11 protein-coding genes are annotated in these 11,929 nt (G+C 63.2%); 4 read left to right on the top strand and 7 right to left on the bottom strand.

All coding sequences use genetic code 11. The annotated features are described in order from the left end of the window. Positions 1-9 precede the first annotated feature (9 nt). Entirely contained in the window at positions 10-417 is a 408-nt protein-coding gene (locus QN245_RS09720; RefSeq protein ID WP_152246768.1) for a helix-turn-helix transcriptional regulator, read from the top strand. A 46-nt stretch (positions 418-463) separates the two neighbouring features. Here QN245_RS09720 and QN245_RS09715 read toward each other — a convergent pair whose 3' ends face one another. From QN245_RS09715 to QN245_RS09700, 4 genes are all read right to left on the bottom strand, one after another. Then, on the bottom strand, positions 464-3,655 hold the full coding sequence (locus QN245_RS09715) for a tetratricopeptide repeat protein (RefSeq protein ID WP_317845161.1): 3,192 nt from the start codon (positions 3,653-3,655) through the stop codon (positions 464-466). Positions 3,656-3,729: 74 nt separating this feature from the next. Then, positions 3,730-4,254: a helix-turn-helix transcriptional regulator gene (locus tag QN245_RS09710; RefSeq protein WP_317845160.1), complete on the bottom strand. Its 525-nt coding sequence runs from the start codon at positions 4,252-4,254 to the stop codon at positions 3,730-3,732. A 4-nt stretch (positions 4,255-4,258) separates the two neighbouring features. Further along, on the bottom strand, positions 4,259-4,534 hold the full coding sequence (locus QN245_RS09705; protein WP_317845159.1) for a hypothetical protein: 276 nt from the start codon (positions 4,532-4,534) through the stop codon (positions 4,259-4,261). A gap of 58 nt (positions 4,535-4,592) precedes the next feature. Then, positions 4,593-5,849: a tyrosine-type recombinase/integrase gene (locus QN245_RS09700; RefSeq protein WP_267083367.1), complete on the bottom strand. Its 1,257-nt coding sequence runs from the start codon at positions 5,847-5,849 to the stop codon at positions 4,593-4,595. On the opposite strand from QN245_RS09700, the gene QN245_RS09695 reads away from it, so the two are divergent. Beyond that, positions 5,836-6,069 (top strand): hypothetical protein, encoded by a 234-nt coding sequence (locus QN245_RS09695; protein WP_317845158.1) that lies wholly within the window; start codon positions 5,836-5,838, stop codon positions 6,067-6,069. The genes QN245_RS09700 and QN245_RS09695 overlap by 14 nt on opposite strands. A gap of 81 nt (positions 6,070-6,150) precedes the next feature. On the opposite strand, the gene guaA is transcribed toward QN245_RS09695, so the two are convergent. From guaA to folD, 3 genes are all read right to left on the bottom strand, one after another. Next, positions 6,151-7,716, bottom strand: a complete 1,566-nt coding sequence (gene guaA, locus QN245_RS09690) for a glutamine-hydrolyzing GMP synthase (protein WP_184447869.1) — start codon at positions 7,714-7,716, stop codon at positions 6,151-6,153. Between the two features lie 127 nt (positions 7,717-7,843). Then, positions 7,844-9,301: an IMP dehydrogenase gene (guaB, locus tag QN245_RS09685; RefSeq protein ID WP_160963519.1), complete on the bottom strand. Its 1,458-nt coding sequence runs from the start codon at positions 9,299-9,301 to the stop codon at positions 7,844-7,846. A gap of 258 nt (positions 9,302-9,559) precedes the next feature. Then, positions 9,560-10,471, bottom strand: a complete 912-nt coding sequence (gene folD, locus QN245_RS09680) for a bifunctional methylenetetrahydrofolate dehydrogenase/methenyltetrahydrofolate cyclohydrolase FolD (protein WP_167087728.1) — start codon at positions 10,469-10,471, stop codon at positions 9,560-9,562. A 51-nt stretch (positions 10,472-10,522) separates the two neighbouring features. On the opposite strand from folD, the gene QN245_RS09675 reads away from it, so the two are divergent. Next, positions 10,523-10,819, top strand: coding sequence for a DUF1244 domain-containing protein (locus tag QN245_RS09675; protein ID WP_017913743.1), 297 nt, complete (start codon positions 10,523-10,525; stop codon positions 10,817-10,819). Positions 10,820-10,821: 2 nt separating this feature from the next. Beyond that, positions 10,822-11,595, top strand: a complete 774-nt coding sequence (locus QN245_RS09670; RefSeq protein WP_317845157.1) for an alpha/beta hydrolase — start codon at positions 10,822-10,824, stop codon at positions 11,593-11,595. The last annotated feature ends 334 nt before the right edge of the window (positions 11,596-11,929 follow it).

Genomic DNA, 11,929 nt, shown 5'->3' with positions numbered 1-11,929 from the left:
AGAGTATTCATGGAGTTCGAGGTGAAAACCCTATCGCAGGTATCCAATGTTCTCGACGCCGCCCTTGGCCAATCTCTCCCCTTGCCTGGGACGGAAGCCTATGAGGCGCTGCCACAGTTCCCCAAGCGCAGTCCGCTTCCTTTCCGGCGCACCATCCGCCGCCACGAACTGCGTCAGATTGTCCCTTTGGCTGAAACAACGATTTACGAAATGGAGCGACGCGGTGAGTTCCCGCGCCGCTTCAACCTGACACCAAGGTGCGTCGTATGGGATCTGGCTGAAGTGGAAGCTTGGATCGAGATGCGCAAACAAGCCTCGCGATCCAACTCCACAAACGTCACAAAGGGGCCGGATGTCAGACAGCGCAAGACACGCCCCATTCACAGGTTCACAACTGAACCAGATGCCACCATCTAAACATGCAGCTTGGCACTACGTTTCAATCACCGTAGCGATCACGGCACTACTCGGGTCCAAGCGCCATCATTTCTATCTCATGCTCCCCCACCTCTGACGCATTCTTTACGCTCAATTTCCGCTTCAGGATGGCAAGCTCCAGCAGGAACTGCGGTGAACTCCCGCTCCGCAATATCGCAGGCACAAGCAAGTAAGCTTGCGATCGCCCATACGCGTCGAGAAAGCGCACAAGGTTGGCATCGGATTCCGCGTGCATTGTTTGAATTCGAGACGCCACCATTAATGACCGGTTGCCAGAACGTTTATCCTCGGAGGGTAGCCGCGAGGTGATGAGTACGCGATAGTGAGCGGGATTCTCAGCAGAGATGCCACGAACGATCGCAATGTAGATATCTCCATCCTTGTCGATCTCCCCAAAACGTTCGCGCCAGCGCTGAAAGATCTTCCTAGCAGCATCCTCATCCGTAAACATCAGGGCCATCGCGGGCGGATAAGCCGCCCCCCAATCGGCAAATGCCGCGCCAGTCCACCCTGCGCGATTCCAAAGATGCAAATCGATGACTGATCGGACACCAAGGTCGCGGTGATTTTTCGGCCAAGAGGGGCTGCTCGTATCGATTGCCGCAGCATCGTCATTCTCTACAGCAGCACCCAGCGCGCGGCGACGGATACACGGGCGCGATTGCACCAACGGGAATGACGTCGTCGCCAACTGTGCCCAATCACCGAGCTTCGATACAGCCTTCTTAAAGATGCGCTGGCGGCTGTTCCCAGCTACAACAATCATCGACACCCGATCGAGTACAGCTTCGTTCGTAAAGAAGCGTTCGACGGTCTGCTGCAAATCCTTCACGAAGCAGGTGGCTGCGAAGATCGTCGCAGCCAAACCAATCAATGCCCTCTGAACCTCATCTTGTCGTCCATATGTAGCCGGCGCCAAGCCAACAGGCCAATTAACAGTCGCGGCCATTCCTTCCTCGTCAACCACGAAGTCAGGTGCGAGCACGTCAGCACCCTCTTGAATCGAGATACGGAAGTTTTCAGTGTGCGCTGCAGCGCCAATCTCAGGAGCTGTCGCAAAAAGCGCCTCAATGACTCCAACGACCGACTCGGCCACAAGGATCGAGGTCTCCGACATCTGGTAGTGAACCACAATCCGCATGCCCTGCACTCTCGACACATAAGAGTGCGAATCTGACTCATTGAAGACGACTGGCCCATGCAAGTTGTCTGATACTGGTTGACTAGCGAGCAATGTGAAGAACTCTGCAATACTCTCTGGCGTTTCCTCCTTCGGTATAGAACCCTCATCGCGGAGCACTGGCTCATAGCCGAGCGCGTAGAGCAGCGAATTTCGACTCTGGTGCAAGCCAAGCCGATCAAGAACGTCGGGTAGTTGAACAACTTGCTCAAGCTCTGCTGATGTGAAATTCAGCAACTGGCTACCAAGAATGAGATCGAACTCCATAAGGCGCTTCGCGATACGCTCATTGGAGGCGTCGTCGAGCGGAAGCCCTGCAGCACAGCCTCGAACCAGTCGAACGGCTTCAAGACAATCTGGCAAATGCCGCAGTTCGACAGCGATCCAAGCAAGCATCATGACAGTTGGCACGATTGAGGCCGGAAGATCGCTATTCTCTTCAGCCTCGATGAATATCGAAGCCACTGCAAAAATGCAGCTTGCTCGCGCGGCCCATAGCAGTCCGGCACTGCGATAAGCCAGCGTGAGAAGTTGCATAGTCTCGATCAGCGCGTCGGCATACTCTTTCTTGGTGAGCTGCCGCGCGGCCTTGCCCAGCAACCTGATCATTTCGAAGTTGTCTTCGAAATCGAGCTGCTGAGCGCGCCTGAGGAGTACGAGTGCTCCCTGAGCTTCGCCAGTGCGCTCCGACACGAACGCCGCAACGTCGTCGACAAGGCGGGTATATCCCTGATCCTTTCCCGCGACGTTGCCAAACACCTCAATCATTTTAGTCAAGCGCTCGGCAGCAAACTCGCCCAGACCATTTGCTTGCTCGATCACCTCAGAAAACTGCGGCCAAAGTGAACTGAGTCGTTGAGGATCTTTCTTGAGCGCCGCCTGATTGACTTCGATAACGAGTAGTGAGGTTCGCGCCTCCAAAGAATTGTTTGGACGATCATGGTCCGCCACCATCGCCTTTAATCTGTCGCTCAGTCGAGCGATGCGCTCCTCCAGCTTGGCCTCACCGGAAGTCAAATGCTGATGAATGACCGAGTTGAACAGCAGTTGAGCCAAGTTACACAGAAGCTCAAGGTTCTTGGCGTGATCCGTGTCGATCACGAGCTTCTCGAAAGCGTCATAGCTGGCGTTCAAGTGCGCGACATCGTCAAACCACCAGAAGGCGGTCCAGATCCATTCGTAGTGCGCTTCAAGCGTCTGACGGGAAGTACCATCTCGTTCGGCCAATCGAATTGCGCGTGCAAACCGCCCATCCGTTTCTGTTCGTGGACGCTCCAAATTGCGCGAAAGCTTGGCCGCAACCAAAGCCTCCGTCACGCGCTGCATTTCCATTCCGGAAAATGCCTCTGGGTTGCCAATCAACTTCTCGACATCTTCGAGTTGCCGGGAACGAGAATAGTCGGTCGGCCCCAGTCGGCGCGCGTCGGCAATCTCTTGTCCAACACCGAGGTAGTTAAAAGCGAGGTCCCTGCGATCACCACCAACGACCTGCTCAACGATCCAGCTCCGATCAAGAATGGTTACGGTCAGGCCATATTTCTTGGTGAGTTCGTCCTCGACCCGAGCGCGGTCCTTCGCACGGGCGAACTGTGCGGTAACGCAATAGACCTTCTGATAGCCACGCTGCGTCTCCGCAATGCCTGCCACGTCGTTGCGAGCTTTCTCTGCCCACGTCTTCTTAGCGCTGAAGGCGAACGCCCAACGTTCCTTACCGGAATTCGGTTCGCCCACATACGTAAGAGTTGCGATCTCGTCCGCAACAGGAATGGTTTCGGTATCAGCCTTGCTGTCCCCGCCCCCTTCGGGTCCGGTGGCAGGTTTAAGGTTTGGGCAAATCGTGCGCTCACACAGCTTGCGGCAAAAGAGCTCAAAGTCGTGAGTCTGGTTGCGTGCGGTAATGGTGTCGAGGCTGTACTCAAGCGTCGTTGCGTCAAGCAGGTAGGTCGTGCGATCACTCGTATCTGAGTAGAGCGCAGGACGCAGTTGGCGCATGAACTCCGATGGTGATACTTTCTTTTTTTGCACTCCCTCAGTCATTCATCGCCTTCCTAGAAAACTATTGGCATCATCGTACCTATTCGACGAGCAGGGAAAGATCAATTCACAGCCCCTCATCCAACGAGAGCTTCCAGCTCCTCAGAAGTTGAGCGCGATAACCGCCGCCCCTCCTTGGCCACGTTGACCTGCAAGGCAACGCACGCCACCTCCAGAACGTCCATGGCCAGCGCGTAGCTACCCTTCGCCTGCAGCCAGGCCAGTACATCCGCCAAGTGCCAGATCGACGCGCTGCCCTCATGCACCGGCGCGGGGAAGCTGCCCGGATGGGCTAGCATCAGCTTGCGCATGTTCTGCCGCGACACGCCCACGATGTCGGCCACATCGGTCAGCCCGACCAGATCCGGTGCGACCTCGATCAGCCTGGCCGATGGCACGGCGCTCCGCACGTCCGCCAACGCGCTGCGCACAGCAGCGTCCGCACTGTCCGCCTCGCGGGTGAACTCCAGCGCGAGCCGCCCCGGCTGCCCGATGCCGACCAGGGCATCGTCGCAGCCGGCCTCACCCAAACGCTCGACCAGCGCATCGGTATCGCGGTCCTCGTCGGCCAGTTGGTACTTCAGGGTGAAGGTGTATTCCATCGCTCTACTCCTGGGCGCCCTCGCCAGCCCCCTGCTGGCGGCGGTGCGTGGTGCAGTTGTCCACGACGCGCCGCAAGGCGCGTGCATGGTTGCCAGGGCTCTTCGGCGTGCTCCACACGCTGGTGATGCAGAACTCGCCACAACGGCATTCCTGGTCGTTGTAGGGGCAATAGATCCGCCCCCACGCATGGCTTCCGCCGACTTCGACGCGCCAGCCCTGCCCTTCGACATGCCGAAGCGCCTCCTCGACTTCTTTCTTCGGATGGGAGGGGCGAACCATCAGCGGCCTCCAGTGTGGAGACGACAACCGAAGTTGTCAAGTGACAACCAATGCATGGTCATGCTACCGCGCTCAGCATCGGCACCGCCATGTTCTCGGGCAGCAATTTCGGAACGTAGGTTTCGCCCTCGATCCACGCATCGACCATGTTGGCCCACTCCTGCAGCATGTGCCGGCGTTGCTCGGCGTACTCCGCCTTGTTGTAGACGCCGCGGGACGAGCGCCCGTCCTCGTGCGCCAGGCACTTCTCGATCCAGTCCCGGTTGAAGCCCACCTCGTTGAGCAGGGTCGAGCCGGTGCGGCGCAGATCGTGAACCGTGAACGGTTCCAGCGGCAATCCCGCTTCCTTGGCGCGCTGGGCCACGATCTGCGTGACCCGGTTCAAGGTCGCATGCGACATGCAGCGGTCGGCGTCATAGCGCGACGGCAGCACGAAACGTGACCCCGCCGCGCAGGTGTGCAGCGCCACGAAGATGTCCAGCGCCTGGCGCGACAGGTACACGACGTGCGGATTGCGCCCCTTCATCCGCTGCTTCGGGATCGTCCAGGTCGCGTTCTCGAAATCCACCTCGTCCCAGGTAGCCTCGATCAGCTCGCTCTTGCGCACCAGCGTGAGCAGGATCATGCGCAGCGCGAGCCGGATCGTCGGATAGGTCGCCACCGACTCCATCTGCCGCGCCATCAACCGGATCTCCAGCGGCGACAGAGCGCGGTCCTTGGCAACGAAGGTGGCGATCGACGACGCGGCCACACCCTCGGCCGGGTTGTCCACCTTCTCTCCATGCAGGATCGCGAAGGCATAGACCTGCTTCACGATGTCGCGGATGTGTACTGCCGTGGCAGGAGCACCGCGGGCCTTCACCTTCTGGCAGAGAGCGCGCAGGTCGTCAGGGGTGATTTCGTTGAGCAGCCGCTTCTGGAAGACCGGCAGGATGTCACGTTGGACGACATGCTTACGCATCGCGCGCGTGCTGTCGGCCATCCGCGCCTCATCCAACCATTTCGCCGCCACGTCCCCAAAGCACTTCACGGCGGTCAGCCGGCGCTTCTCGCGCTGCTTCTCCATCGCGGGCGACTTGCCCTGGGCGATGGTCTTCTTGGCATCAATGAGCTTTTCGCGGGCCATCGCCAACGATAGGCCGGCAGGCCCGTAGCGTCCGATGGTGAGCGTCTCCCGGCGCCCATGAAGACGATAGTCGTAGCGGAAGGTGACGGTACCGGTAGGCGATACCGTCACGTACATTCCATCTCGATCAAAAGCCTTATAGATCTTGGACTTAGGCTTGAGATTGCGCAGTGCAGTGTCGGTCAGCATCGAGGTTTTCACTCCTGTTCGTGACGGCTTTTACCGTCAGGGACTTGGAGACCCGCTGATGCTCGGAAAGCCGCATGAAATAAGCTTTCCTCAAGAGGTTTTTACCGTCAAAGACCGTTTTGGCCTCAATAGTAAACGGGAGGGTCTTGATCCGACCTCCGTTTCGTACCGCCAGCGCTACCGCCAACCTGTCGTGCTGGCCAGCGATAGCCACCGATAGAAGCCGCGACCTATTTCCTTTCAGATCAACACGTTGCGGCGATTTTTCGATAGCTGGCGATAGTCCCCGAAGGACCTGATTTCACTCCCACTCGATCGTCGCCGGCGGCTTGCCCGAAATGTCGTACACCACCCGCGAAACACCACGCAGCTCGTTGATGATGCGGTTGCTCACGGTGCCGAGGAAGTCGTACGGCAGGTGCGCCCAGTGCGCGGTCATGAAGTCGATGGTCTCGACCGCGCGCAGGGCGATCACCCACTCGTAGGCGCGGGCGTCGCCGACCACGCCGACCGATTTCACCGGCAGGAACACGGCGAAGGCCTGGCTGGTCTTGTCGTACAGGTCGGCCTTGCGCAGTTCGTCGATGAAGATCGCATCGGCCTTGGCCAGCAGTTCGGCGTACTCGCGCTTCACTTCGCCGAGGATGCGCACGCCCAGGCCGGGACCGGGGAACGGGTGGCGGTAGACCATGCTGCGCGGCAGGCCGAGTTCGACGCCCAGGCGCCGCACTTCGTCCTTGAACAGTTCGCGCAGCGGCTCGACCAGGCCCAGCTTCATGTGCTCGGGCAGGCCACCGACGTTGTGGTGGCTCTTGATGACGTGGGCCTTGCCGGTCTTGCTGCCGGCCGACTCGATCACGTCCGGATAGATGGTGCCCTGCGCCAGCCACTTGGCGTTGCGGAGCTTGTTCGACTCTTCGTCGAAGATCTCCACGAACAGGTTGCCGATGATCTTGCGCTTGGCTTCCGGATCGCTGACGCCGGCCAGCGCGGTGAAGTAGCGGTCCGCTGCATTGACCCGGATCACCTTGACGCCCATGTGCTCGGCGAACATCGCCATCACCTGGTCGCCTTCCTGCCAGCGCAGCAGGCCGGTGTCGACGAACACGCAGGTCAGCTTGTCGCCGATCGCCTTGTGCAGCAGCGCGGCGACCACCGACGAATCCACGCCGCCGGACAGGCCCAGAATCACCTCGTCGTCGCCGACCTGGGCGCGCACGCGGGCGATCTGGTCGTCGATGATGTTGGCCGCGGTCCACAGCGTGGCGCAGCCGCACACGTCGACCACGAAGCGGCGCAGCAAGGTCTGGCCCTGCAGGGTGTGGGTGACTTCCGGATGGAACTGCACGCCGTACCAGCGCTTGGCCTCGTTGGCCATGGCCGCGACCGGGATGCGGTCGGTGACGGCGGTGATGGTGAAGCCCGGCGGCACCTGCGACACGTGGTCGCCATGGCTCATCCACACATTCAAACGCGACGCGCCTGCGTGATCGGTCAGCCCGGAGAACAGCGCATCGGCAGCGACCACCTCGACTTCGGCGTGGCCGAACTCGCGCTGGTCCGCTGCTTCGGTGGCGCCGCCGAGCTGCGCGGCCAGGGTCTGCATGCCGTAGCAGATGCCGAAGATCGGCAGGCCGCTGTCGAACACTTCCTGCGGCGCGGCCGGCGCGCCCGGCAGCGTGGTCGATTCCGGGCCGCCGGAGAGGATGATGCCCTTGGCGCCGAAGCCGGCAATCTCGGCCGGATCGTGGTCCCACGCCCAGATCTCGCAATACACGCCGAGTTCGCGGATGCGCCGCGCGATCAACTGCGTGTACTGCGCACCGAAATCGAGGATGAGGATCTTGTCGCTGTGGATGTTGGTCATCTGGGGCCGGGATTCGGGATTCGGGAGTTGGGATTCGCAACAGCGGGGGGCCGCGCTGCGCACGGCCGGTGGAGACGCGGCGGGCGACGAATCCCCAATCGCGAATCCCCAATCCCGCGCATGGGCATCAGCCCATGCGGTAGTTCGGCGGTTCCTTGGTGATCTGCACGTCGTGGACGTGGCTCTCGCGCTGGCCGGCACCGGTGATGGTGACGAACTTCGGCTTGGTGCGCATGTCCTCGATGGTGGCGCAGCCCACGTAGCCCATGGTCGCGCGCAGGCCGCCGATCAGTTGGTGGATGATGCCGCTGAGCGGGCCGCGGTACGGCACGCGGCCTTCGATGCCTTCCGGCACCAGCTTGTCGGCGTCGGAGGCGTCCTGGAAGTAACGGTCCTTGCTGCCCTTCTCCATCGCGCCCAGGCTGCCCATGCCGCGGTAGCTCTTGTAGCTGCGGCCCTGGAACAGTTCGACTTCGCCCGGGGCTTCCTCGGTGCCGGCGAACAGGCCACCGACCATCACCGTGGAGGCGCCGGCGACCAGCGCCTTGCCGATGTCGCCGGAATAGCGGATGCCGCCGTCGGCGATCAGCGGGATGCGGTCCTGCAGCGCCTCGGCGACCATGTCGATCGCGGTGATCTGCGGCACGCCGACGCCGGCAACCACGCGCGTGGTGCAGATCGAGCCGGGGCCCACGCCGACCTTGACCGCATCGGCGCCGGCATCCATCAGCGCCAGCGCGGCGTCGCCGGTGACGATGTTGCCGCCGATCACCTGCAGCTGCGGGTAGGTCTTCTTGACCCAGGCCACACGCTCGATCACGCCCTGCGAATGGCCGTGTGCGGTGTCGACGATGACCACGTCCACGCCGGCCGCGGCCAGCAGTTCGATGCGCTGTTCGGTATCGCCGCCGACGCCCACCGCGGCGCCGACCAGCAGCCGCGTGGCGGCGTCCTTGGCGGCGTTGGGGTTGTCGGTCTTCTTCTGGATGTCCTTGACCGTGATCAGGCCGCGCAGCTCGAAGCCGTCGTTGACCACCAGGATCTTCTCGATGCGGTGGCGGTGCAGCAGCTGCAGCACTTCCTCGTCGCTGGCGCCTTCGCGCACGGTGACCAGGCGATCCTTCTTGGTCATGATGTGGCGGACCGGATCGTCGAGCTTCTTCTCGAAGCGCATGTCGCGGCTGGTGACGATGCCGACCAGCTCGCTGCCGTCCACCACCGGCACGCCGGAGATGTTGCGGGCGCGGGTGAGTTTGAGCACCTCGCCGATGGTGGTCTCCGGACCGACCGTGAACGGCTCGGTGATGACGCCGGCCTCGAACTTCTTGACCTTGGCCACTTCGGCGGCCTGCTGCGCCGGGGTCAGGTTCTTGTGGATGATGCCGATGCCGCCGAGCTGGGCCATGGCCACCGCCAGGCGGTGCTCGGTGACCGTGTCCATCGCGGCCGAGAGGATCGGCAGTTTCAGGCGCAGGTCGCGGGTCAGCCGGGTTTCCAGGCTGACGTCCTTGGGCAGGACGGTCGAATGGGCGGGGACGAGCGAAACGTCGTCGTAGGTGAGAGCTTCAGCCTGGATGCGGAGCATCGGCGGACCCGAGTGTGGGGAAGCGCGGCATTTTAACGCATTGGGGCGGGGATTGGGGAGTCGGGATTGGGGATTCGCTAACGCGGCGCCTCGCGCGGCCGCGCCGTTTGCCTGGCTGTCAAACGGCCGATTTCGATGGTCCACCGGCAACGATGCGCCCCGGACAGGCCGTGCATGCGCTTTTGCTGTCGACTTAACGAATCCCGAATCCCGAATCCCGAATCCCGAATCCCCACTCCCCAATCCCGCGCACTGCCTTCAACGAATCCCCAATCCCGAATCCCCAATCCCCGCCGCCTCAGCGGCCTCGATCGTGTTCTGCATCAGCGTGGCCACGGTCATCGGCCCGACCCCGCCCGGCACCGGGGTGATCCAGCTGGCGCGCTGCGCCGCCGCGTCGAAGCCGACGTCGCCGACCAGACGGCCGTCGTCCAGGCGATTGATGCCGACGTCGATCACCACCGCGCCGGGCTTGACCCACTCGCCCGGGACCAGCCCCGGCCGCCCCACCGCCACCACCAGGATGTCGGCGTCGCGCACCCGCGCCTGCAGCACCTCCGGCGGGGTGAACTTGTGGCAGCAGCTGACCGTGCAGCCGGCGATCAGCAGTTCCAGCGCCATCGGCCGGCCGACGTGGTTGCTGACGCCGACGATGGTGGCGTTGCGCCCGCGCACCGGCTGATCGGTATGCGCCAGCAGGGTGACGATGCCGCGCGGCGTGCACGGGCGCAGGCCGAATTCGCGTAGCGCCAGGTGGCCGACGTTCTCCGGATGGAAGCCGTCCACATCCTTGCGCGGATCGATGCGGTGGATCAGCCGGCTGGCATCGGGAATGCCCGGCAGCGGCAATTGCACCAGGATGCCGTGGATCTTGGGGTCGGCATTGAGCCGGTCGATCAGCGCCAGCAGTTCGGCTTCGCTGGTACCGGCCGGCAGGTCGTAGTCGAACGCCTCGATGCCGACCTTCTCGGCCGCACGGCGCTTGTTGCGCACGTACACCGCGGACGCCGGGTCGCCGCCCACCAGCACCACCGCCAGCCCGGGCCGCGGCTGCCCGGCCGCCAGTCGCGCGTCGACCCGTGCCTTGAGCTCGTCGAGCAGGTCTTCGGCGATGCGGCGCCCGTCGAGGATGCGGGCCGGGACGGAGGAGACGGGCGCGGAATCGGTCATCGGGGCGGGCGGGTGTAGAGTCGGGGGATGTCCATTGTCCCCGATTCCGCCATGACCGACACCACCCGCATCGAGGCCGCCGCCTTCCGCCGCCTGCTGCAGCACCTCAATCAGGACCGTCCCGACGTGCAGAACATCGACCTGATGATCCTGGCCGGGTTCTGCCGCAACTGCCTGGCCGACTGGTACCGCGAGGCGGCGGCCGCCGAAGGCGAAGACTTGAGCAAGGAGCAGGCGCGCGAGCGCGTCTACGGCATGCCGTTCGCCGACTGGAAGGCGCAGCACCAGGCCGAGGCCACACCGGAGCAACTGGCCGCCTTCGCCGAGGCGCAGCGCAAGCACGGCTAGTGATGCTGCGCTACGCCGCCATTGCCCTCGCCGTCCTCGCCATCGCCTATCTGAGCGTCTGCGCCCTGCTCTACCGGGGCCAGCGCGACCTGCTGTATTTCCCGCAGGGCACGCGGGTGGCGCCGGCGCAGACCGACTTCGCGCTGCGACGCGGTGCGGACGTACAGGTGCGCGGCTGGCAGGTCACTCCCGGCCGCGACAAGGTGCTGCTGTACTTCGGCGGCAATGCCGAGGACCTGCGTTCGGCACGCGCGCAGTTGCAGGCCGCCCTGCCCGGCCACAGCCTCTACCTGCTCGCGTATCGCGGCTACGGCGCCAGCGATGGCACACCCAGCGAGACCGCACTGGTCGGCGACGCCGTGGCGCTGTGCGACCATGTGCGCGCCGCGCAGCCGCAGGCGCAGATCGCGGTGCTGGGGCGCAGCCTGGGCAGCGGCGTAGCCAGCCAGCTGGCGGCGCGCCGCGCGGTGTCGCGGCTGGTGCTGGTGACGCCATTCGACAGCCTGGTCTCGGCGGCACAGGCGCACTATCCGTGGGTCCCGGTGCGCTGGCTGCTGCGCGATCGCTACGACTCGGCCACCGCCTTGCGCGGCTATCGTGGCCCGCTGCTGGTGCTGCGTGCCGGCCACGACCAGGTGGTGCCGCCGGCCAGCACCGATGCGCTGCTCAATGCCCTGCCGCAGCGCCCGACCGTGGTCGCCTTCGCGCAGGCCGACCATAACGACATCAGCGACGATCCTGGCTATGTGCAGGCGTTGCAGGCGTTCTTGCGCTGAAGCGGCGTCGCCCGAACGGCGTACTGCGCAGGTCATTGCGGGAGTCAACTGTCATGCAGCCGCGACACGCAAAGTGGTGCGTGCTTTCCGATGGTCCAATGCGTCGGGACTGAAGTCCCTCCCACAGTGCACCCGGCGGGCTCGCCGCAAGCCCCTGTGGGAGCGGCTTCAAGACACCTCCGATAGCCTGCATCCGGCACCATCGAGCCTGATGCAGGTTGCACGGTAGGAGCGGCTTCAGCCGCGACCGGCTGCACCGGGAACGCCCCGTCGCGGCTGAAGCCGCTCCTACCGGACGCTTTCTGAGGTAATTGGAAGTGTCCTTCAGTCGCGA

The organism is Xanthomonas rydalmerensis, from assembly GCF_033170385.1.
Lineage (GTDB): Bacteria > Pseudomonadota > Gammaproteobacteria > Xanthomonadales > Xanthomonadaceae > Xanthomonas_A > Xanthomonas_A rydalmerensis.
The sequence above is the reverse complement of the archived record's forward strand: the minus strand, read 5'-3'. Positions and strand labels throughout refer to the sequence as shown.